The organism is Streptomyces sp. NPDC001292 (genome assembly GCF_042896465.1).
Lineage (GTDB): Bacteria > Actinomycetota > Actinomycetes > Streptomycetales > Streptomycetaceae > Streptomyces.
Window position 1 is genome coordinate 137457 of sequence record NZ_JBIAXG010000014.1, and the last position, 21682, is coordinate 159138.

The following is a 21682-nucleotide window of genomic DNA, read 5'->3' on the forward strand; positions in this document are numbered from 1 at the left end:
TCAGTTCCCTTCGGTGGGTGCCGGTGCGGGCGCGGTGCGCGCGGCGAGGTCCTCCGCCTCCGGGAGCTCCTCGACGTCGACACCGCGGACCTGCGACAGCTCGTGCTTGAGGGCGGCGAGTTCGGTGCCGCCGGCCATGTGGTGGGTCAGCTCCTCCAGGCCGACCTCGCTGCGGTCGGCGCTGAGTTCGAGGGTGCCCAGGCGCAGCACGCTGAAGTGGTCGCCGACCATGTAGGCGTGGTGGGGGTTGTGGGTGATGAAGATGACGCCGAGGCCGCGGTCGCGGGCGGCGGCGATGTACTTCAGCACGACACCGGACTGCTTGACGCCGAGGGCGGCGGTGGGCTCGTCCAGGATGAGGACACGGGCGCCGAAGTGGACGGCGCGGGCGATGGCCACGCACTGGCGCTGGCCGCCGGAGAGCGTGCCGATGGGCTGTTCCAGGTCGCCCAGGACGATGCCCATGTCGCGCAGTTCCTCGTCCGCGGTCCGCTTCATCCGGGCGATGTCGAGGCGGCGGACGGGCCAGGGGCCCTTGGTCATCTCCGAGCCGAGGAAGAAGTTCCGCCACACCGGCATGAGCGGGACGGTCGCCAGGTCCTGGTAGACGGTGGCGATGCCCTTGGCTAGGGCGTCGCGCGGGCTGGAGAAGCGGACCGGTTCGCCGTCGACGAGGAAGTCGCCCTCGGTGTGCTGGTGCAGCCCGGAGATGATCTTGATGAGGGTGGACTTGCCGGCGCCGTTGTCGCCGAGCACGCAGGTCACGTGCCGGGGATGGACGGCGAGGTCGACGCCGTGCAGGGCGCGGATGTTGCCGTAGGACTTGCCGGCGCCGCGCAGTTCGACGACGGGCCCGTCGTGCGCGGGCGGGGTGTCGGGGAGGACGGCTCCGTGGGCCGTCGCCTTGTCGCTGGTCATGTCGGTCACCTCCGGGTCGCCGTGCGCCGGACCCACAGATTGATGAGGACGGCGCCGAGCAGCATCACGCCGAGGAAGGCCTTGAACCAGTCGGGGTTCCAGCCCGCGTAGACGATGCCCTGGTTCACCATGCCGAACATGAAGGCGCCGAAGACGGGGCCGATGGCGGAGCCGTAGCCGCCGGTGAGCAGGCAGCCGCCGATCACGGCGGCGGCGATGTAGATGAGCTCCTGGCCGACGCCCTCGCCGGACTGCACGGTGTTGAAGGAGAACAGCTGGTGCATGCCGGCGAACCAGGCGCCCAAGCCGACCAGCATGAACAGGGTGATCTTGGTGAAGGTGACGGGCACGCCGACCGCGCGGGCGCTGTCCTTGTTGCCGCCGACCGCGAAGATCCAGTTGCCGTACTTGGTGCGCAGCAGGACCCAGGTGGCCAGTGCGGCGAAGACCAGCCACCACACCACGGTGATCTTCACCTGGACGCCGCCGACGTCGAAGGACGAGGCGAAGACGGCCTTGGCCTGCTCGAAGCCGTCCATGTCGCTGATGTCGTCGGTGGCCACGTTGCCGGTGACCAGTTTGGTGACGGCGAGGTTGACGCCCTGGAGGATCAGGAAGGTGCCGAGGGTGACCAGGAAGCTGGGCAGACCGGTCTTCACCAGCATCCAGCCGTTGAAGGCGCCGACCCCGAGCGACACCGCCAGGGCGACGATCACACCCGCCCACACGTTCATGGTGAGCTGGTAGCTGAGCATGCTCGCGGTGAGCGCCGAGGTGATCACGGCGACGCCGGCGGAGAGGTCGAACTCGCCGCCGATCATCAGCAGCGCCACCGGCAGGGCCATGATCCCGATGGTCGACGACTGGTACAGGACCGTCGCCATGGAGCCGCCCTGGCGGACCGAGGGCGCGGCGACGAGGAAGAACACGAGCACGGCGAGGGCGCCGAGGAAGACACCGACCTCCGGGCGGGCCAGCAGCCGGAGCGCCAGCGGGCGCCGTACGGTGCGGCCGTCGGTCTGCTGTGAGCCGGGAGCCGGCGGTGTGCCCACCGCCGGTGCGGCCTGCTGGGACATGTCACTCACCGGGTGCCCTTCGCGGCGAACCCCGCGATCTTCTCGACGTTGGACTTGTCGACGAAGGCCGGTCCGGTGAGCACCGGCTGCTCACCGCCGCCGCTGTAGTTGCCGTTGTTCTTGTACAGCCACAGGCCGTCCACGGCCAGGTAGCCCTGGAGGTAGGGCTGCTGGTCGACGGCGAACTCGATGTCACCCTTCTTGACGGCGCCGGTCAGCTCCTTGTTGAGGTCGAAGGTGGCGACCTGGGCCTTGCTGCCCGCGTCGCCCACCGACTGCACCGCGGTCATCGCGACGGGGGCGCCGAGGGTGACGACGTGGTCGACGGAGCCGTCCTGCTTGAGCTTGGCGGTGATCGTCGACTTCACCGACGGCATGTCCGCGCCGTTGACGTAGAGGTTCTCGATCGAGCCCTGGAAGGTCTTCTTCACGCCGTCGCAGCGCTGGGTCAGGCCGACGTTGCCCTGCTCGTGGATCACGCAGACGGCCTTCTTGGCGCCGACCTCGTTCAGCTTCTTGCCGAACGCCTCGCCCGCCACCGACTCGTCCTGCCCGAAGAACTCCAGCAGGTTGAGCTTCTTCCAGTCGTTCAGGCCGGAGTTGAGTCCGACCACGGGTATGCCGGCCTGCTCGGCCTTGGCCAGCACGCTCCGCATCGCGTCCGGCTTGGCGAGGGTGACGGCGATGCCGTCGACCTTCTGGTCGATGGCGTTCTGGACGAGGTTGGCCTGGGTGCCGGCGTTGGGGTCTGCGGAGTAGACGAGCTTGATGTTGTCCTTGGCGGCGGCCGCCTCCGCGCCCTTGCGGACGATGTCCCAGAAGGTGTCGCCGGGCGCCTGGTGGGTGACCAGCGCGACCGTCATCCGGGGCGTGGTGGCCTTGCCCGCGGTGCCGCCGCCACCGCCCCCGTCCTCCTCGGCCTTCTTTCCGCCCGAGCTGCTGGAACAGCCGGCGAGGGTCAGGGCCGCCACCGCGGCCACGGCCACGAGGGGGGCGACTCTGCGGGAGCGGCGAGAAGAGCGGTCCATCTTTCCTGCACCTCACTGTGGCTCGGGGAAAGCTAGGGGAGAACTCGGGAAACTCGGGGGGAAGGTAGGGCATCGGGAGGGTCCGGGGCCCGGGGCCGGCAAGGACGGATCCGGGGCCGTGTGCCGCTTGCGCGGCTGGTGCGTTGGGACCGGATCCAATCCCCTGGCGCGTCCGCTGTCAATACTTTGTCAAGACATCCGTTCACGAGCTAGTCCGAATGTAAGAACAAACCCTTGACAGTGCGGCCGTCCGGGTCCTACATCTGGGAAGCGGCAGGCCCCGGGATCCGTGTCCCCACCGTCGCGGGGCCCCTGGGACCCGCACCCCAGCCCAGCTCGAGGAGCGTCGCGCATGGCAGAGCCCGCTGAGTCCGCCCAGTCCTTCGACCTGATCACCATGGGACGCATCGGAGTCGATCTCTACCCCCTGCAGTCCGGCGTACCCCTGGCGCGGGTGGAGACCTTCGGCAAGTTCCTCGGCGGTTCCGCGGCCAACGTGGCTGTCGCCGCGGCCCGGCTCGGCCGCTCCACCGCGGTGATCACCCGCACCGGCGACGACCCGTTCGGCGCGTATCTGCACGAGGCGCTGAAGGACTTCGGCGTCGACGACCGCTGGGTCACGCCGGTCGCCGCGTACCCGACCCCGGTGACCTTCTGCGAGATCTTCCCGCCGGACGACTTCCCCCTGTACTTCTACCGCCGGCCCAAGGCTCCGGACCTGGAGATCCACACCGACGAACTGGACCTCTCGGCCATCCGCGCGGCCCGCATCTTCTGGATCACCGGCACCGGCCTGAGCGAGGAGCCGAGCCGCTCGGCCACACTCGCCGCCCTGACGGCACGCGACAAGGCGGGCACCACCGTCTTCGACCTCGACTGGCGCCCGATGTTCTGGACGGACCCCGCACAGGCACGCCCGTACTACGCCGAGGCGCTGCGGCACGCGACCGTGGCGGTCGGCAACGTCGACGAGTGCGAGATCGCCACCGGGGTACGCGAACCCGAGGCCTGCGCCGAGGCGCTGCTCGCGGCCGGTGTGGAACTGGCCGTCGTCAAACAGGGCCCCAAGGGCGTCCTCGCGGTGCACCGGGACGGCACCCGGACCGAGGTCCCGCCGGTTCCCGTCGAGGTCGTCAACGGCCTCGGCGCGGGCGACGCGTTCGGCGGCTCGCTCTGCCACGGCCTGCTGTCCGGCTGGGACCTGACGACGACCATGCGGTACGCCAACGCGGCCGGCGCCCTCGTCGCCTCCCGCCTCGCCTGCTCCTCCGCGATGCCCACCCGTACGGAGGTCGACGCCCTCCTCGCGCGAGCCACTGCCTGAACGGAGCCTCCCCTTGACCCTCAGCATCCCCGACCTGACCGCGGTCCGTGCCCGGCACCCCGAGGCCGTCGCGGAGGCGGCCGCGCGCCGGGTGCGCCGCCCGCTGATCGGCGACAGCGGCCGGCTGATGATCGTGGCCGCCGACCACCCCGCGCGCGGCGCGCTCGGCGTCGGCGGCCGCAGACTCGCCATGGCCAACCGGGCCGATCTGCTCGAACGCCTGTGCGTCGCGCTGTCGCGGCCCGGCGTCGACGGGGTGCTCGCCACCGCCGACGTCCTGGAGGACCTGCTGCTCCTCGGGGTGCTCGACGGCAAGGTCGTCATGGGCTCGATGAACCGCGGCGGCCTGTCCGGCGCCTCCTTCGAGATGGACGACCGCTTCACCGGGCACCGTGCCCGCGACATCGCCCGGCTCCGCTTCGACGCGGGCAAGCTGCTGCTGCGCATCGACTACGACGACCCCGGCTCACTGACCACCCTGGAGTCCACCGCCCGGGCCGTCGACGAGATGGCGGAGTTGCGCCTGCCGGTCTTCGTCGAGCCGTTCATCGCGCGCCGCGCCGGCGGCAGGGTCGCCAACGACCTGTCCGCAGAGGCCGTCACCCGCTCCATCGCCATAGCGTCGGGCCTGGGCGGCACCTCCGCCTACACCTGGCTGAAGCTGCCCGTCACCGAGAACCCGGACGACATGGCCGAGGTCCTGCGGACCTCCACGCTGCCCGCCGTGCTGCTCGGCGGCGAGATCGGCGACGACCAGGAAGGCGCCTACGAGCGCTGGCGCAAAGCCCTCAGACTCCCCACCGTGCAGGGCATGGTCGTCGGCCGGTCGCTGCTGTACCCGGCCGCGGGCAGTGTGGAGAGCGCGGTCGACACGGCCGTGAGCCTGCTGTGAGCACCTTCCGGACCGGGCCCGCCCTTGCTCCAGCCGTGACGCCCGTGCTCCAGCCCTGATCCGCCGTGATCCCGCCGGGACCCCGCCCGGATCCCGCCGCGACAAGGAGGCATCTTCGTGACCAGCCCGTACCACCTCCCCGCCGGAAAGGCCCTCGGTGGGCCCTACGTCGCGGACGTGAGCCCGAAGTCCGCCGGCTGGGGCCACTCCAGCCTGCGCGTCCTGGAACTGCCGCCGGGCGGCTCGCACACCTTCGACACCGGCGAGAGCGAGTGGATCGTGCTGCCGCTCAGCGGCGGCTGCGCGGTCGCCGCCGCCGACGACTTCGGCAGCGACACGTTCCAACTGGCCGGCCGAGAAAGCGTGTTCAGCGGGGTGAGCGACTTCGCGTACGTACCCCGCGACGCCCGCGCGACCGTCTCGTCCGCCGGCGGCGGGCGGTTCGCGCTCACCGGCGCCCGCTGCACCCGGCGCCTGCCCGCCCGCTACGGTCCCGCCTCCGGCGTACCGGTGGAGCTGCGCGGCACCGGAAACTGCTCACGCCAGGTCAACAACTTCGGCGCGGCGGACGTCTTCGAGTGCGACAGGCTGATCGCCGTGGAGGTGATCACCCCTGGCGGCAACTGGTCCTCCTTCCCGCCGCACAAGCACGACGAGCACCGGCCGGGCGAGGAGTCGGTCCTGGAGGAGATCTACTACTTCGAGTTCGCCGCCCACGACGGCACCCCCGGCCTCGGCTACCAGCGGGTCTCCCCGTCCGGTCCCGGCCGCGAGACGGACGTGCTGGCCGAGGTGCGCGGCGGTGACGTGGTCCTGATCCCGGACGGCTGGCACGGGCCGTCGATGGCCGTGCCCGGCCACCACATGTACTACCTCAACGTCATGGCCGGCCCGGACGCCGAGCGTGCCTGGCTGATCTGCGACCACCCCGACCACGCGTGGATCCGCGGCACCTGGCCCGAGCAGCCCGTCGACCCCCGCCTGCCCCTGTACACCGCCCCTTCCCCGTGAGGTCACGATGAGCCACTCCACGATCCGCCTCACCGCCGCCCAGGCGCTGGTGCGGTTCCTCGCCGCCCAGCACACCGAGCGCGACGGCGTACGGCACCGGCTGATCGCCGGCACCTGGGGCATCTTCGGCCACGGCAACGTGGCCGGTCTCGGACAGGCGCTGATGGATGCGGGCGAGGACGTCATGCCGTACCACCAGGGCCGCAACGAGCAGGCCATGGTGCACGCCGCGGTCGGGTACGCCCGGCAGCGCGGCCGGCTGTCCACGCAGGCGGTCACGACGTCCATCGGACCGGGCGCCACCAACCTCGTCACGGGTGCGGCACTGGCCACGATCAACCGTCTCCCGGTGCTCCTGCTCCCCGGCGACTACTTCGCCTCGCACGCCGCCGACCCGTTGCTCCAGCAGTTGGAGCACCCCGTCGAGGCGGACGTGTCGGTCAACGACACCCTGCGCCCGGTCTCCCGCTGGTTCGACCGGATCACCCGCCCCGAGGCCCTGATCCCCTCCGCCCTGAACGCCGTGCGGGTGCTCACCGACCCGGCCGAGACCGGGGCGGTCACCCTCGCGCTGCCGCAGGACGTGCAGGCGGAGGCCTTCGACTGGCCGGAGGAGTTCTTCGCCGAGCGGGTGTGGCGGGTACGGCGTCCCGCCCCGGACCCGGCCGAACTCGCCGACGCGGTACGGGCCGTGCGGGCGGCCCGGCGCCCGCTGGTCGTCGCGGGCGGCGGCGTCCACCACAGCGGGGCCGAGCACGCGCTGAAGGCGCTCGCCGACGCCACCGGCATCCCGGTCGCCTCCACCCAGTCGGGCAAGGGCTCGCTGCGCCACGACCACCCGGCCGACCTCGGCGGCATCGGCCACACCGGCACGGCCGTCAGTGACGACCTGGCCCGCACCGCGGACCTGGTCATCGGCGTCGGCACCCGCTACACCGACTTCACCACGGCCTCCGGCACGCTCTTCCAGAACCCGGAGGTCCGTTTCCTCAACCTCAACATCACCGCGTTCGACGCCCGCAAGCTGGCGGCCACGACCCTCGTCTGCGACGCGCGGACCGGTCTCACGGCGCTCACGGAGGAACTGGCAGGGCACCGTGTGGACGCCGGGTACGAGGCCGAGTACCGCGCCGGCAAGGAGCGCTGGGAGCGGGTGGTCGAGGCGGCCTTCGGGGCCGACGACGACAGTGCCGTACCGACCCAGAGCCAGGTGCTGGGCGCGCTGGACGCAGTCGTGGGCGACGACGACGTGGTGATCAACGCGGCCGGCTCCCTCCCCGGTGACCTGCACAAACTGTGGCGGGCCCGCTCCCCGCGCCAGTACCACCTGGAGTACGGCTACTCCTGCATGGGGTACGAGATCCCGGCCGCGATCGGCGTGCAGCAGGCCGCGCCGGACACGCCGGTGTGGGCGCTGGTCGGCGACGGCACCTACCTGATGATGCCGACGGAGATCGTCACCGCCGTCCAGGAGGGCCTGCCCGTGAACGTGGTGCTGGTCCAGAACCACGGGTACGCCTCCATCGGCGGTCTGTCGGAGTCGGTGGGCGCCGAGCGCTTCGGCACCGCCTACCGCTACCGCGCCGCAGACGGTTCCTTCACCGGCGCACCCCTCCCCGTGGACCTCGCCGCCAACGCCGCCAGCCTCGGTATGGAGGTGCTGCGCGCCAAGACGGTCGGCGAGCTGCGCCGGGCGCTGGGCGCGGCCCGTGCCTCCGACCGCCCGACGTGCGTATACGTCGAGACCGACGTCGAGCGTCCCGCCCCGGCCGCTCCCCCGGCCGAAGCCTGGTGGGACGTGCCGGTGGCCGAGGTGGCCGCCCGCGAGCCCGCCGTCCGGGCCCGCGCCCGCTACGACCACGAGGTGGCCGCCCGCCGCCGTCATCTGTGACCGCGCCCCGGCGGCAAGCCGCTCGAGCCCGTGTTCCACCAGACCCGACCCGAAGGGGGTGCCGCCGTGGCGACGACCGGTGACCGGTCCCGTCCCGGGACCGTCTGCGCGCTCGATTCCCTGGACTTCGCCCTGGACCGGGGCAGTCCGGTGCCGCTGTACCACCAGTTCGCCCAGCAGCTGGAGGCCGCGATCGAGCACGGGCTCCTCACCCCGGGGAACCTCCTGGGCAACGAGATCGACCTGTCCGCTCGCCTGGGCCTGTCCCGCCCCACGGTCCGCCAGGCCATCCAGTCCCTGGTCGACAAGGGCCTGCTCGTGCGGCGGCGCGGGGTGGGCACACAGGTGGTGCACAGCCGGGTCAAGCGCCCCCTGGAGCTGAGCAGTCTCTACGACGACCTGGAGACGGCCGGGCAGGGCCCGACCACCAAGGTGCTGCGCAACGAGCGCGTGCCCGCGACCGCCGACGTGGCCGCCGCGCTCGGCCTCGCGGAGGGCGCCGAGATCACGGCGCTGGAGCGGCTGCGGTTCACGCACGGCCGGCCGGTGGCGTTCCTGTGCAACCACCTGCCGACGGCCCCGCTCGAACCGGACACCGCCCGGCTGGAGTCGACGGGCCTGTACCGCCTGATGCGCTCGGCGGGCATCACCCTGCACAGCGCCCGCCAGACCATCGGCGCCCGCGCGGCCACCGCCGAGGAGGCCCCTCTGCTCGACGAGCAGGAGGGCGCCGCCCTGCTCACCATGCAGCGCACGGCCTACGACGACACGGGCCGCGCGGTCGAGTACGGCACCCACGTGTACCGCGCGTCCCGGTACACCTTCGACTTCCAGCTGCTGGTGCGGTCGTGAGCGGACGGCGCACGCACGCGAGGAGCCCCGCAGGCTGCTGCCTGCGGGGCTCCTCGCACCGTCGGGACGACAGGATTTGAACCTGCGACCCCTTGACCCCCAGTCAAGTGCGCTACCAAGCTGCGCCACGTCCCGGTGCGCGCTCGTGCGGTGAACCGCGTGATCGCGCGAACGTCACTTTACCGCACCTCGGGGCCATGCCGAAAAGGGGCACGGGTCGGGGACAATCGGCGTATGAGCGGCACATCCTCCGACAGGCCGGCGGGCGCGCGGGACCGGGACAGTGAGGGGCGGGCGCGCAACGCGCGGCCCCGGGACGGGCTCGGGCGGCCCCTGCCGTACGGCGTCGACGGGGTGCCGCGGCAGCCCGAGGGCCTGGTGCGCACCCCGCTGGAGACGGTCGACGAGGCTCAGGCGCTGCTGGACGCGGGCAAGCCGTTCCACGCGCACGAGGTCTTCGAGGACGCCTGGAAGTCGGGACCGCGGGCGGAGCGCACCCTGTGGCGGGGGCTGGCCCAGCTCGCGGTGGGGCTCACGCACGCGGCCCGCGGCAACGTCACCGGCGGCGCCCGGCTGCTGCGGCGCGGGGCGGGTGCCGTGGAGGAGTGGGTGGCGGACACCGGGGAGCGGACTCCGTACGGCATGAACGCGTCCGGGGTGGTGGCGTGGGCGCGGGAGCTGGCGGACGCCGTGGACAGCGGGGCGGCGGGTGCCGTGGACGCGGCGGAGCGGGCGCCTCGGCTGCGCGGCGGTGGGGCGTAGCCGGCGTACCGTGTGAGCGGTGCCGGGTAGCGGCCGGTGTGGCACCGGTGCACGCATTGTCAGTGCCGTACGGCAGACTCGGGGCGTGCGAAAGATTCATGTGATCGGCATCGGCGCGGGCGACCCCGACCAGCTCACCCTCCAGGCGGTCAGGGCGCTGCGCGACACGGACGTGTTCTTCGTCCTCGACAAGGGCGAGGCCAAGTCGGACCTCGTACGGCTGCGCCGGGACATGCTTCGCACGCACATACCGGAGGGGACGTACCGCGTGGTTGAGGCGCGCGACCCGGAGCGGGACCGGACGGCGGGCGGTGCCGCCTACTCCCCCGCCGTCGGCGACTGGCGCAGCGCACGCGCGGACATGTACGAGCGGCTGATCACCGGGGAACTGGGCGAGGACGAGACCGGCGCGTTCCTGGTGTGGGGCGATCCGGCGCTGTACGACAGCACGCTCGGCATCCTCGAGGAGGTGCTGGCGCGGGGCGCGGTGGACTTCGCCTACGACGTGGTGCCCGGCATCAGCAGCGTCTCGGCCCTGGTGGCCCGGCACCGCACGGGGCTCAACCGGGTCGCCCGGCCCGTGCAGATCACCACCGGGCGGCGGCTGGCCGAAGGGTTCCCGGAGGGCGTGGACGACGTGGTGGTGATGCTGGACGCCCACCAGGCCTTCCGGCACTGCGCCGACCAGGACATCGACATCTACTGGGGCGCCTACATAGGCACCGCGGACGAGATCCTCGTCTCCGGCCCGATCGCCGAGGCCGCGCCGCGCATCGAGCGGCTGCGGGCCGAGGCCCGCGAGCGCAAGGGCTGGATCATGGACACGTATCTGCTGCGCCGGAAGCCGGAGGGCCGGGCGCAGCAGGCGGAGTAGGCCGGGCCGCCAGGCCGAGTCGTTCCAGCACGGCCGTGACGTCCGGTACGGCGGTCAGCTCCGGCGGCAGCGGCGGACGGCGTACGACGACGACCGGCAGCCCGAGTTCCCGCGCGGACGAGAGTTTGGCCGCGGTGGCCGCTCCCCCGCTGTCCTTGGTCACCAGCACGTCGATGCGGTGCGCCTGGAGCAGCTCTGTCTCGCCGGCCACGGTGAACGGCCCGCGGGCGAGCACCACCCGCGCGTCCGGGGGCATCGGAGGCTCCGGCGGCTCGACCGACCGTACGACGAAGTGCACCTCGTCCAGGTGGGCGAAGGCGCCGAGGCCCAGCCGTCCCGTGGTCAGGAACGCCCGGCGCCCGAGCCGCGGCAGCAGCTCCGCCGCGGCGTGCAGCGAGGCGACCGGGTGCCAGCGGTCCCCGGGGCCCGGCCGCCATCCGGGCCGGCGCAGGACCACCACGGGCACGCCGGTCGCCGCCGCGGCCCGCGCCGCGTTCCGCGTGATCGCCTCGGCGAAGGGATGGGTGGCGTCGACGACGGCGTCCACGCGGTGCTCACGCAGCCAGGAGGCCAGCCCCTCCGCCCCACCGAAACCCCCGACCCGCACGTCCCCATCCAGCACCCCCGGCCGAGCCACCCGCCCCGCCAACGAACTGGTCACCCGCACCCCGCCCCGCCCCGCAAGCACCGCGGCCAGCTCACGGGCCTCCGCGGTACCACCGAGAACCAGGATGTGCGAGGACATGACATCGAGCGTAGGGGGTGACGGACGAGGGTCGGCAGCAGGGTGCGGCCGACGGGGGCCGAGGCCGTGCCGGCGGAGGGGCCTCGGCCGTGGGCGGTGCGCGGTCTCACGCGCGATCCGGCATGCGTGCGCGGGCACCGCCTGCCGGCGCGGGCGACGCGGCGCGCCGCGCAGGCGAGCGTGTCCACACGACCACCGGCCGTTCGGGCCCGGCGCGCCCAGCGCAGCCCGGAGGGTGCGGCGGCGAGACGGCCACGGGCCCCTCCGACGAACCGGCCGGGCCGTCCCCGGCGCCCGCCGTGGCCGGCCGCCATGACGCGCGTCCATGGCGCGTCGGGCGGGCACGCCCGGCGGCGGGCCGGCGGGCGCGAGGCGTCCGGGGCTGCGACGGCGTGGGCCCCCGGGAAACGGGTGGGACTCAGCGCGGTTCGGCTCGGTGCAGGCCGTGTTCGGACAGGGGGCCCACCGACCAGCCGGCCTTGTGGCAGGTGTCGATCAGGGCGGGCAGGGCGCCGAGGGTTGATTGCCAGGAGTTGGGGGCGGAGGCGTGGTCGGTGTCGTGGAGGAGGATCGTGCCGCCGCCGCACAGGTCCGCGGCGACGGTCGTGCGGACGGAGGCGGGGGTCGCGTCCGCCGTCCAGTCGCGGCCCCAGGCGGTCCACAGCACGGGGCGCAGGCCCGCGCGCCGGGCGGCGGTCCAGCGGCCCGCGGTGAGGATCCCGTAGGGCGGGCGGTACCACCGCGGCCGCCGGCCCGTGGTGTCGTGCACGGCGAGGGCCGCCCGCGCGGTCTCCCGGACGTCCCGGGCCGGAGCCGGCAGCCAGGGGCGGCTGTGGGTCCAGCCGTGCACGGCGAGTTCGTGTCCCCGGTCCGCGATGTGCCGGGTGAGACCGGGGAAGCGGGCCACCCTCTCGCCCAGGACGAAGAACGTGGCGCGCACGGCGAGCCGGTCCAGTTCGTCCAGGAAGTGCGGAGTGGAGGCCGGGTCCGGGCCGTCGTCGAAGGTCAGTGCGACGTGGTCGGGGCGGCCGGTCCCGGCGAGACCGGGGAAGCACCGGGCCCGCAAGCGGGGCAGCCACGTGGCCGCCGGGACGATGTGGACGGCCGCGACCGCGGCCACCGGCGTGAGGGCCGCCACCGCGGTACGCGCATGACGGCTGCCCGGTCCTGCCACCTGCCGACCACTCCCCACGGGTGCTCCGCCTGCCACCTGCCGACCCCTTCTCACGGGTGCTCCGCCTGCGCCTTTCCCGGATCCGGGGCCGCGCCCGCCGCCGGTTCCGCGTCCCACTTGCCCGACACGGCGGGAGAACGGGACAGACCGACCGTGCCGGCCGCGAGGAGACCAATACCGATCGCCTCGGGCACCATTCGCACGCCCAGGGCGATGTGTTCCCCGAACAGCGCCCATCCCAGCGCCACGCTCGTCAAGGCGTCGCCGAGGGTGAGGGCGGGCTGGGAGGCGACGAGCGTACCCGCCCGGAAGGCGCACTGGAGCAGTCCGAAGGCGGCCAGCCCGGTGATCGCCGTCGCGTACGGCGTCCAGTTCGACGCCAGCGCGGCCAGGCCCTGCGGATAGAGGCCCGTCACCTCCTTGAGGAGGGCGGCCGTCGCCGCGAACAGCACGGCCGAGCCCAGACCGAGCACGGCGGCCCGGGGCGGGCCCTTGACCAGCCGCGCCACGCCGACCAGCAGGAGTACCAGGCACACCACGGCGACGCCGACCGGGATCCAGCGCGCCCCCTCGACCGTGGCGCGTCCGGCGGACGGCGCGGCGGCGCCGAGGAAGACGGCCAGTCCGACGGCCAGGGCCAGGAAGGACAGCCAGGTGATCCGGGCCGGCCGCCTGCGGAAGACGATGCTGCCGATCGCCAGCGTGAACAACAGTTCGGTCGCCAGCAGCGGCTGGACGAGTGACAGGCTCCCGACGGCCAGCGCCGCGGCCTGCAACACCGCGGACCCGGCCAGCATGGCCGCCCCGGCCAGCCAGAACCGCCGCCGCCTGACCTTGACGGCGTGCGGCGAACGCACGGCGACCGGCCCTCGTCCGCCGTCCGCCGCCCGGGGTGCCGGACCGCCGCCCTTCCCACGCCCGTCCGGCATCTCGTCCGCCCTACGGCTGGTGCGCCGGTCGCCCGCTCCCCCGCCGTCGGACGTCTCCGTCGCCGCGCGCCTCATCAACACCGAGGCCGCGGCATTGGCACATGCGGCGAACAGCGCGAGGACGATGGTGAGCGCGTTCACCCCGTGCGTCACCCGAACCGTGCGGCGAGGCGGCGATACAAGGCGGGCGCGGCGCCGCGGACCCGGCCGGGCAGGCGGGTCCAGCCGGGGACGTACACCTCGTCCCGGCCCCGCGACACCGCCTCCCACACCGCGTCGGCGACCCGGCTCGCCGGGACGGGCCGGGGCCGGGCGCGCCGGTAGGGAACTCCGCGGCGGTCGAAGAACGGCGTGTCGACCACCCCGGGCACCACATGGCTGATGCCGACCCCCGTGCCGCGCAGCTCGTAGCGCACGGCGTCGGCGAAGACGCCCAGCGCGGCCTTGGCGGCGGAGTAGACGGCCTCCTCGCGGACACCGACCGTGCCGGCCAGGGAGCCGATGATGACCACGCGGCCCGCGCCCTGCTTGATCATCTGGGGCAGCAGCAGCCGGACCAGGCGCAGCGTCGCCAGCACGTTGACGTCGAACACCTCGTCGATGGCGGGCTGCGGCATGGTGCTGAACGGCCCGGCCCACCCGATGCCCGCGCCCGCCACCAGCAGGTCGACACGGCCGACGCTGTCGAGCGCGAACTCCGCCAGCCGCCGCTCGGCGCCCTGGCCGGACAGGTCCGCGGGGAAGGCAACGGCCGAGGTGCCCCGGGCGACTTCCTCCAGCCGTGTGCGATCGCGCCCGTTGAGCACCAGGCGCCAGCCGCCCTCCGCGGCCAGCCGCCGCGCCACGGCCGCGCCGATCCCGGACGAGGCGCCGGTCACCAGCGCGCCCCCGCCCGGCACCCCGGCACCGCCGGTCCGGCCGGGCGCGGCGCTCGGCGCCACCGGGGCCTCGACCGGCGTGCCGAAGCCGGATCGTACGCGGGAGGGGGCGTGGGACATCGGGACGCACCTCGAGGATCGGACGGACCGAGGGCCGCCGGTGCGGCCCCGGCGGTACGGGACGGCCTCCGGGGTGGTGAAGTATCCCGGGGGCGGTGCCCGAAACGTGGGACGGGCGGAAGGGTGTACCGATTCGTTTGACTGCGGTGGGTGAGGGTTACTCACTTCCAGTGTCGTCCGAATCGTCCGTGCCGCCACCGCTGCCCGCCGCCCGGGAGCCCGGGACGCGCCACGTGCCCGGCCGGCCGGCCCCGACGTCGCCGCCGGGGGCGGAGCGGCTGCTCGTTGTGACCGCGAGCATGGGGTCGGGCCATGACACGGTGGCCGCCGAGCTGGCCCGCCGCGCCCGCGCCGCGGGCAAGGAGACCCATGTCGTCGACGTGCTGGCCCTGCTGCCCGGCGGCCTGGGAAGCGGCCTGCGCGGCTTCTACCGGACCGTCGTCCGTGAGGCCCCCTGGGTCTACGCCGGGATCTACGACCTGTTCCTCGCGCCCGGCCCCGGGCCGCGCCCGAGCGGCACCCCGCTGGCACGGCTGGCCGGTGGGCGTCTGCTGAGCCTGGTGGGTGAGTGGCGGCCAGACGTCGTGGTGCCGGTCTTCCATCTGGCCGCCCAGCTCACCGGCCATCTCCGGGCGCGCGGCGCGCTGCGGGTGCCCAGCGCGGTGGTCGTCGTCGACTTCGCGGCGCACCGTCAGTGGCTGCACCCGGGCAACGACCTGCACGCGTGCCTCACGGACGAGACCGCCCGGGAGGTGCGGCGGGGCACCGGCCGGGCGGCGGAGGCGACCGGTCCGGTCGTCGCGCCGGAGTTCTTCGCCGCGAGGCCGGGAACCGCCGTATGGCGGCGCCGGCTGGAGCGGCACGGCGGCGGGCGGCCCGCGGTGCTGGTCTCCGCGGGCGCCTGGGGAGCCGGCAGCCGTCTGGCCGACACGGCCCGGCTGCTCGCCGCGCACGGCTTCCTGCCGGTCGTGCTCTGCGGACGCAACGAACGGCTGCGCCGCGCCCTGTCCGATACGCCGGGCGTCCTCACCCCCGGTTGGGTGACGGACATGCCGGAGCTGCTGCACGCGTGTGCCGCCCTGGTGGACAACGCGGCCGGGCAGACCGCCGTGCAGGCGCTCGCCGCCGGCCTGCCCGTCGTCGGCCACCGCCCGCTGCCCGGACATGGGGCGGAGGGCGTGCGCCGTATGGCAGCCCTCGGCGTCTGCGACCACGCGCCCGACCCGGCCGCCCTGCTGCGCTCGCTGAGCCGCCTCACGGCGCCTGGCACGCCACGTGAGGAACGGATCACGGCCGGGCGCGCCCTCTTCCGGGAGGACCCGCTCGACCTGGTCGTGCGGGCCGCGGGCGCGAGCCGTCCTTCCTAGGGCCTGCCACGGCCCCGTCCCCCTGGGGGCTTCTCAGGGCCGGTCCCCGGCCTCGTCCCCCCGTCTCAGGTCCAGGCGTCCGGCGCGGGCGACGTTCTCGCGGTCCTCGGCGTCCTCGCTCGGCGCGGCGGCGAACAAGGCGTCGAGGATCTCCTTCAGCAGCGGTTCGAAGGTCAGCCGCAGGCCGAGCGCCGGCACATCGGCGTCGTTCCGGCGGCGGGCGCCGTCCGCCGTGCAGGCGTCGGTGCACAGGGCGGCCCGTACGCCCGGCACCTTGTTCGCGGCGATGGACGCACCCGTGCCGGTCCAGCCGCAGACGACGACCTGGTCGGCGTGCCCCTCGGCGACGTCACGGGCCGCGACGGCCGAGCACACCGCCCACTGCGGGTCGTCCCCGGGGCGCGGCGCACCGTGGATCACCACCTCGTACCCGCGCTCGCGCAGCGGGACGACCAGCGAGCGGGCGACGGCTTCGGCCGTGTCCGAGGAGATGGAGATCCGCATGTGCCGGAGACTGATCAGCGCGCCGTCCGGACTCCAGGGGCACCCGCCCGCCCCGGCCGGCGAGCGCGCCGCGGGCGCGTCTAGAACCACGCCTTCCCGACGAGCAGTGCGGAGACGAAGAGGACGGCGCCGCCCACCACGGCGGCGGCGCGGGAGTGGCGGCGCAGCGAGGAGCGCAGGCCGGGTCTGCGCGGGGGCACCCGGTGCACGCTGGTGTTCCAGCCGGAGTCCATGTCGGCGGCCCCAGACGCGACCCCGGCGCGGGCAGGGGCGGCGGCGCGGCGGTGCGCGGGAGTTGTTGTGCCCCGCTGGCTCGGACCGCGACGCTGCCCGCGGCCCCCGCTCCCACCCCACTGCTCCGGGGGAAGCGGTTCGGGCACGCCGCGCCACGCGCCGCCCGCGAACCAGTCCGCGGCCTGCCGGGCCGTGGGCCGCTCCTCCGGCCGTTTGGCCAGCATGCTCAGCAGGTACGCCTCGAAGGCGGGCGGCAGCGCCGCGCCCCGCTGGTGCGGCGGTACAGGCGCGGAGTCGACGTGCTGGTAGAGCAGGGCGGTCGCGGTCGACGCCTCGAAGGGCGGGGAGCCGACGGCCAGGTGGTAGAGCACGCAGCCGAGCGAGTACATGTCGGAGGCCGCGCTCGCCGGGGTGCCGATGGCCCGTTCGGGCGCCAGGTAGAGGCCGGTGCCGACGATCTGCCCGGTGGTGGTGAGTGCGCCGGAGGGATCGTCGACGAAGCGGGCGATGCCGAAGTCGGCGATGCGGACGGTGCCGTGGTGGTCGCTGAGCAGGTTGCCGGGCTTGACGTCCCGGTGCACGATGCCCTGGGCGTGCGCCGCGGCGAGGCCCTCGGCTGAGTGCTGGGCCACCTGGGCCAGCCGTTCCGGTGTGAGCGGGCCGCCGGCGGTCAGTTCACCGGCCAGGCTGTCGCCCTCGATCAGTTCCATCACCAGGAAGCAGCGGTCCTCCCAGGCACCGAAGTCGAGCGTCCCGACCACGTGCGGATGGTTCAGCCGGGCCGAGGTCTGCGCCTCCAGCCTGAACCGGGCCTCCGCCGAGGCGTCCGACCCGTCGTTCAGCAGCAGTTTGACCGCGATCGGTCTGCCGAGCACCTCGTCGAGGCCTCGCCAGACCTCTCCCATTCCGCCGCGCCCGATGACCGTCTGCAGCCGGTACCGCCCCGCCACCAGCACCCGTAGCCCCGCCCTCAAGATCCCCGAAGTCCCGCCCTCACGACCGCTCCCCGCAGCGGGCGCGGCAGCAGCCGGGCAGCGCATACGGATCGCGGCAACCGCGGCTCATCTTAACGATCACTCGGGGCGCTCCCGACCCCTGCCCGGCCCTCCCGGGCGGATTGTCCGGACAAGAACCTTCCGAGTTCTGGGCCGGGGCCCTCCGAGTGAAAAGCATGGAGTCGTTCGTCATACAAATATGTAGAGCTGATCATGTGTGTCATCGTCGCCCTACCCGGCTGATCCGCTCGGGAAGGAGAGGACGAACCTTGACCCCTCTGACATGGCTGCTCATCCCGCTGGCGACGCTGTTCATGGCGAGCGTCTGGGGCGTCCTCGCGGGACGACCGCGGCGCGCCGACGACGTGGCGGGCGTGGAGCGCTACGACCGCTTCCGCGCGGCGCTGGCGCGCGCGGCCTCCTGACCGGACGGCCTCGCCACCAGCTGACTGGCTAGCGCAGCAGCAGCTGCAAGCCGCCCAAGACGGTCGCCGCGATCACCAGCTGTTCGAAGAGGCGCTGGTTGATGCGATGCACCGCCCATTTGCCGAGCAGCGCACCGGGCACGACGAAGACCACGAGCACGGCGTCCAGGAGGAGCGAGCGGCCGTCGATCAGGCCGAGACCGGCGCTGAAGGGCACCTTGGAGACGTTGACGATGAGGAAGAAGAAGGCCGACGTACCGAGAAAGCCGAGCTTGCGGAAGCCCGCCGACAGCAGGTACAGCGACATCACGGGGCCGCCCGCGTTGGCGACCATGGTGGTGAAGCCGCCGAGGACGCCGTAGGAGCGGGCCTTGAGGCGATCCGCACGCGTGATGACCGAGTCCGGCTCCTCCCCCCGGTCGGCGCCGCGCCGCCGCCACACCGCCACCGCCGCCATCAGCAGCAGGATCGCCCCGATCGACGTGCGTACGACCCTGTCGTCGGCCCGCATCAGGAACAGGGTGCCGACGACCACTCCCGCCGCGACCGCCGGGAACAGCCGCCACAGCGTGGGCCAGTGGGCGTGCCGCCGGTAGGTGAGGACGGCGAGGACGTCGCCGGCGATCAGGACCGGCAGCAGCACTCCGGTGGAGGCGCGGGCGGGCAGGACCGCCGCGAAGACGGCGAGGCTGACCGTGTTGGCGCCGCTGACGGCGGTCTTGGAGAAGCCGACGAGCAGGGCCGCGAAGGCCAGCGCGGCGAACCCCCACCCGGATATGTTCCACAGCGTCATCGTGTTCATGCGGTGACCGATGCTATGTCCTGACAACCGCGGGGCGTAAGGACCGTCTCACCTGGAGGAGCCATGGCCGACGCCCGCGAGCACGTCCTGACCGGCACCCGGGGTGCACTCGCCGTCCGCGAGTGGCCGCACCCGCGGTCGCGGTACATCGCGCTCGTGGTGCACGGGTACGGCGAGCACTCCGGCCGCTACGAGGAGCCGGCCCGCGCACTGGGCGCGCACGGCGCGGTCGTGTACGCACCCGACCACATGGGCCACGGGAAGTCGGCGGGCGAGCGCGTGGTGGTCGAGGACTTCGAGGAGGTCGTCACCGACGTGCACGCCGTGGCGGATCTCGCCCGTGCCGCACACCCCGGGCTGCCCCTCGTGCTGATCGGCCACTCCATGGGCGGGCTGATCGCCGCCCGCTATGCCCAGCGCCACGGCGGGGAACTCGCCGCGCTCGTGCTGTCCGGGCCGGTCATCGGCGCCTGGGAACTGCCGGGCCGGCTGCTGGCCCTGGACGAGATCCCCGACACGCCGGTCAGCCCGGCCGCGCTCTCCCGGGACCCCGCGGTCGGTGCGGCGTACGCGGCGGACCCGCTCGTCTGGCACGGCCCGATGAAGCGAACGACGGTCGAGGCGTTCGCGCGGACCCTGGAGGCGGTGGCCGAGAACGGCGACGTCGGGGAGCTGCCCGTGCTGTGGCTGCACGGCGACGACGACCGGTTGGTCCCGATCGGCGGGAGCCGGGTCGGGATCGAGAGGCTGGGCGGTACGCTGACCGAGCGGATCTACCGGGGCGCCCGGCACGAGGTGTTCCTGGAGACGAACCGGGCGGAGGTGTTCGCCGACATGACCCGATTCCTGGGCCGCGTGCTCGCGCGCTGAGCGCCACCTCCGGCCGGAAAGGGGCGTCCCACCTGGGCAAGCGGTTGTTTGCTCCCTTTCGGCGAGGGCACTCGCGCCTGCATGGAGTGGTTGCGCGGCGTGGGCGGGACCGGCGGGGACGAACGCGTCGCACTGCTCCGTACCGCCAGAGACGACTCCGCAAGGAGAACCACCGTATGACTGTCGTGAAGAGCACGATCCCCGATTCGGCCCGGCAGGTCACCGGGGACGCGCTGCAGAGCACTCTCGTGGACCTTCTCGGGCTCTCCCTCATCGGGAAGCAGGCACACTGGAACATCGTGGGACCGCGGTTCCGGTCCATCCACCTCCAGCTCGACGAAGTGGTGGCGGCGGCCCGCGAGTTCGCCGACACGGTGGCGGAGCGCGCCGCGGCGCTCGGTCTGCCGCCGGACGGCCGCCCGGAGACGATCGCCTCGGCCTTCACGCTGCCCGGCCCCAAGGACGGCTGGGTGCGCGACACGGAGGTCGTCGAGATCATGGTCGAGTCCCTGGAGGCGGCCATCAAACGGCTGCGCGAGCGCATCGACGTGACGGAGAAGCCCGACCCGGTCACCCAGGACCTGCTCATCTCGATCACGGCCGAACTGGAGAAGCAGCGCTGGATGTTCGCCGCCGAGAACGTGAGCGAGCGCGGCTGAGCGCCGCACGCCGGCGGGCCGGTCCGGCCGACGTCCCGCACCCCCGTCACCCGAGCGGTCCCGTCGCGCGGCGGCGGGCATGCGGGACGGGGGCCCCGCGCCTAACGTCGACATCGCACACCAGTGACGGTGCCCGGGACGGCCGGAACGCTGTTCGAGGATGCCGGTTCGGCGTGGGAGGCCGGTCAGCCATGAGACTCACCGAAGCACGTCACCGCGACCGGGACCGGCCCCTGCTCGTCAGCAGATGGCATGAGACGGCGGACCGGCATCTGCCCCCGCTGCGACGGTCGTTGCTGATCACGTGGATCTCCTTCGGGGTCACGTTCGGCACCGTCCGCGTCATCACGCACGGCATCCGGGGCGGCTGGCTGCCCTGGGGCAACATCTCCGCCGCTGGCGAGCACCTGCACCACTACAACTTCGGCATCGCCACCCTCGCCGGCGTGGGCCTGATCGCCGTACGCGGTGACGAACGCGCGGTCGGGCACCCCGCCGTCGCGGCCGCCTACGGCTGCGGCACCGCCCTCATCTGCGACGAGTTCGCGCTCCTGCTGGACCTCCAGGACGTCTACTGGGCCAAGCAGGGCCGGATCAGCGTCGACGTCTCCCTCGGAGTCCTCTCCGTACTGGGCGCCTACCTGACGGCGAAGCCGTTCTGGCACGAGATCGGCCGTGTCACCCGGCACCACATCGTCGCCGCGGCCGCGCGCCACGGCGCCACCGCCTGATTCCCGCACCGCCCCACGGCCCGGCCACCGGCGTGCGCGCCGCGCGGGCGGTCGCACCCACCGTCGTCGTCGACGGCTGCGGCGTCCGACACGATCCGGTGCCGGACGTAGTACTTGCGGACCTCGGCCAGGAAGGCCTCGTCGGTCCGCTCCACGTAGGCCGACCGCTTGCCGCAGACCACGGCGCCCACGTCCACGCCCTAGGCGACGAGTTCCCGTACGGCGCCGACGAGGCGGGCCGCTACGGCCGGGTCCAGGGGGTCGGAGCTCAGCTCCACGCCGTCGCGGACGACGTAGGTGCCGTTCTCCGCGATGAACACCATGCCCTCGTCGTGTCCGGCGAACTGCTCGGCCAGCGTGGCGTACTGGCGGCCGCTCGCGGGGCTGAACAGCACACCGCGGCGGCGCAGCTCGGCCAGGGTCGGCCACAGTCCGGCCGGGAGCCGCTTGTCGTCGTCCAGGAGCGTGCCGTCCATGTCGGTGACGATCAGCCGTATGCCGACGGGGCCGGTGACGGGCTCGGTGACGGGTTCGGGGGCGGTGAGCCGGGGCGAGGGTGTGCTGGGCATGTCCGTTTTCCGTGGCGGCGCGGTGGGCGCGTCCGGGGGTGGTGGGGCGCCG

General features: G+C 73.5%; 22 protein-coding genes, 1 tRNA gene and 1 pseudogene. 12 read left to right on the forward strand and 12 right to left on the reverse strand.

Annotation, left to right across the window (positions count from 1 at the left end; translation table 11 throughout):
- From ACFY4A_RS17535 to ACFY4A_RS17545, 3 genes are read right to left on the reverse strand one after another with little or no spacing between them, the layout of a single operon-like run.
- The gene (locus ACFY4A_RS17535; RefSeq protein WP_390830303.1) at window positions 1-918 is read right to left on the reverse strand and encodes an ATP-binding cassette domain-containing protein; all 918 of its coding nucleotides are present in this window, start codon (window positions 916-918) and stop codon (window positions 1-3) included.
- A gap of 5 nt (window positions 919-923) precedes the next feature.
- Entirely contained in the window at window positions 924-1994 is a 1071-nt protein-coding gene (locus tag ACFY4A_RS17540) for an ABC transporter permease (protein ID WP_390830335.1), read from the reverse strand.
- 5 nt (window positions 1995-1999) lie between these two features.
- Complete coding sequence (locus tag ACFY4A_RS17545; RefSeq protein WP_390830304.1) at window positions 2000-3022, reverse strand: sugar ABC transporter substrate-binding protein; 1023 nt, start codon at window positions 3020-3022, stop codon at window positions 2000-2002.
- Between the two features lie 352 nt (window positions 3023-3374).
- On the opposite strand from ACFY4A_RS17545, the gene iolC reads away from it, so the two are divergent.
- From iolC to ACFY4A_RS17570, 5 genes are all read left to right on the forward strand, one after another.
- Window positions 3375-4346: a 5-dehydro-2-deoxygluconokinase gene (gene iolC, locus ACFY4A_RS17550; protein WP_390830305.1), complete on the forward strand. Its 972-nt coding sequence runs from the start codon at window positions 3375-3377 to the stop codon at window positions 4344-4346.
- 13 nt (window positions 4347-4359) lie between these two features.
- The gene (locus ACFY4A_RS17555) at window positions 4360-5238 is read left to right on the forward strand and encodes a deoxyribose-phosphate aldolase (RefSeq protein WP_390830306.1); all 879 of its coding nucleotides are present in this window, start codon (window positions 4360-4362) and stop codon (window positions 5236-5238) included.
- 117 nt (window positions 5239-5355) lie between these two features.
- Window positions 5356-6249, forward strand: a complete 894-nt coding sequence (gene iolB / locus ACFY4A_RS17560) for a 5-deoxy-glucuronate isomerase (protein ID WP_390830307.1) — start codon at window positions 5356-5358, stop codon at window positions 6247-6249.
- A 7-nt stretch (window positions 6250-6256) separates the two neighbouring features.
- The gene (gene iolD / locus ACFY4A_RS17565) at window positions 6257-8140 is read left to right on the forward strand and encodes a 3D-(3,5/4)-trihydroxycyclohexane-1,2-dione acylhydrolase (decyclizing) (RefSeq protein WP_390830308.1); all 1884 of its coding nucleotides are present in this window, start codon (window positions 6257-6259) and stop codon (window positions 8138-8140) included.
- 66 nt (window positions 8141-8206) lie between these two features.
- Window positions 8207-8992 (forward strand): GntR family transcriptional regulator, encoded by a 786-nt coding sequence (locus ACFY4A_RS17570; protein WP_390830309.1) that lies wholly within the window; start codon window positions 8207-8209, stop codon window positions 8990-8992.
- A 61-nt stretch (window positions 8993-9053) separates the two neighbouring features.
- On the opposite strand, the gene ACFY4A_RS17575 is transcribed toward ACFY4A_RS17570, so the two are convergent.
- Window positions 9054-9127, reverse strand: a tRNA-Pro gene (locus tag ACFY4A_RS17575).
- A gap of 99 nt (window positions 9128-9226) precedes the next feature.
- Here ACFY4A_RS17575 and ACFY4A_RS17580 point away from each other — a divergent pair.
- Together ACFY4A_RS17580 and cobF are read left to right on the forward strand one after the other, a co-directional pair.
- On the forward strand, window positions 9227-9754 hold the full coding sequence (locus ACFY4A_RS17580) for a DUF309 domain-containing protein (protein WP_390830310.1): 528 nt from the start codon (window positions 9227-9229) through the stop codon (window positions 9752-9754).
- 85 nt (window positions 9755-9839) lie between these two features.
- A complete protein-coding gene (gene cobF / locus ACFY4A_RS17585; RefSeq protein WP_390830311.1) occupies window positions 9840-10628 on the forward strand; it encodes a precorrin-6A synthase (deacetylating) in 789 nt (262 codons plus the stop codon).
- On the opposite strand, the gene ACFY4A_RS17590 is transcribed toward cobF, so the two are convergent.
- The 4 genes from ACFY4A_RS17590 to ACFY4A_RS17605 all read right to left on the reverse strand — a co-directional run bounded on the left by ACFY4A_RS17590 (window position 10570) and on the right by ACFY4A_RS17605 (window position 14474).
- On the reverse strand, window positions 10570-11373 hold the full coding sequence (locus ACFY4A_RS17590) for a cobalt-precorrin-6A reductase (RefSeq protein WP_390830312.1): 804 nt from the start codon (window positions 11371-11373) through the stop codon (window positions 10570-10572). The two genes, cobF and ACFY4A_RS17590, sit on opposite strands and share 59 nt — an antisense overlap.
- A gap of 418 nt (window positions 11374-11791) precedes the next feature.
- Entirely contained in the window at window positions 11792-12547 is a 756-nt protein-coding gene (locus ACFY4A_RS17595) for a polysaccharide deacetylase family protein (protein ID WP_390830313.1), read from the reverse strand.
- Between the two features lie 50 nt (window positions 12548-12597).
- Window positions 12598-13617, reverse strand: coding sequence for a DMT family transporter (locus ACFY4A_RS17600; RefSeq protein WP_390830314.1), 1020 nt, complete (start codon window positions 13615-13617; stop codon window positions 12598-12600).
- 8 nt (window positions 13618-13625) lie between these two features.
- Complete coding sequence (locus ACFY4A_RS17605) at window positions 13626-14474, reverse strand: SDR family NAD(P)-dependent oxidoreductase (RefSeq protein WP_390830315.1); 849 nt, start codon at window positions 14472-14474, stop codon at window positions 13626-13628.
- Between the two features lie 299 nt (window positions 14475-14773).
- On the opposite strand from ACFY4A_RS17605, the gene ACFY4A_RS17610 reads away from it, so the two are divergent.
- Window positions 14774-15841, forward strand: coding sequence for a galactosyldiacylglycerol synthase (locus tag ACFY4A_RS17610; protein ID WP_390830336.1), 1068 nt, complete (start codon window positions 14774-14776; stop codon window positions 15839-15841).
- A gap of 33 nt (window positions 15842-15874) precedes the next feature.
- On the opposite strand, the gene ACFY4A_RS17615 is transcribed toward ACFY4A_RS17610, so the two are convergent.
- The gene (locus ACFY4A_RS17615) at window positions 15875-16345 is read right to left on the reverse strand and encodes an RpiB/LacA/LacB family sugar-phosphate isomerase (RefSeq protein WP_390830316.1); all 471 of its coding nucleotides are present in this window, start codon (window positions 16343-16345) and stop codon (window positions 15875-15877) included.
- An 80-nt stretch (window positions 16346-16425) separates the two neighbouring features.
- Window positions 16426-17553 (reverse strand): serine/threonine-protein kinase, encoded by a 1128-nt coding sequence (locus tag ACFY4A_RS17620; protein ID WP_390830317.1) that lies wholly within the window; start codon window positions 17551-17553, stop codon window positions 16426-16428.
- Window positions 17554-17843: 290 nt separating this feature from the next.
- On the opposite strand from ACFY4A_RS17620, the gene ACFY4A_RS17625 reads away from it, so the two are divergent.
- Window positions 17844-17999, forward strand: coding sequence for a hypothetical protein (locus tag ACFY4A_RS17625; protein ID WP_390830318.1), 156 nt, complete (start codon window positions 17844-17846; stop codon window positions 17997-17999).
- Window positions 18000-18027: 28 nt separating this feature from the next.
- Here ACFY4A_RS17625 and ACFY4A_RS17630 read toward each other — a convergent pair whose 3' ends face one another.
- The gene (locus ACFY4A_RS17630; RefSeq protein ID WP_390830319.1) at window positions 18028-18801 is read right to left on the reverse strand and encodes a sulfite exporter TauE/SafE family protein; all 774 of its coding nucleotides are present in this window, start codon (window positions 18799-18801) and stop codon (window positions 18028-18030) included.
- Window positions 18802-18864: 63 nt separating this feature from the next.
- Between ACFY4A_RS17630 and ACFY4A_RS17635 the strand changes: the two genes are divergently transcribed.
- From ACFY4A_RS17635 to ACFY4A_RS17645, 3 genes are all read left to right on the forward strand, one after another.
- Complete coding sequence (locus tag ACFY4A_RS17635) at window positions 18865-19671, forward strand: alpha/beta hydrolase (protein ID WP_390830320.1); 807 nt, start codon at window positions 18865-18867, stop codon at window positions 19669-19671.
- Between the two features lie 176 nt (window positions 19672-19847).
- On the forward strand, window positions 19848-20330 hold the full coding sequence (locus tag ACFY4A_RS17640; RefSeq protein WP_390830321.1) for a Dps family protein: 483 nt from the start codon (window positions 19848-19850) through the stop codon (window positions 20328-20330).
- Window positions 20331-20521: 191 nt separating this feature from the next.
- Window positions 20522-21061 (forward strand): hypothetical protein, encoded by a 540-nt coding sequence (locus ACFY4A_RS17645; protein WP_390830322.1) that lies wholly within the window; start codon window positions 20522-20524, stop codon window positions 21059-21061.
- 62 nt (window positions 21062-21123) lie between these two features.
- Here ACFY4A_RS17645 and ACFY4A_RS17650 read toward each other — a convergent pair.
- Window positions 21124-21630 (reverse strand): annotated as a pseudogene (locus tag ACFY4A_RS17650) (HAD hydrolase family protein); the annotation flags it as partial.
- Between the last annotated feature and the right edge of the window lie 52 nt (window positions 21631-21682).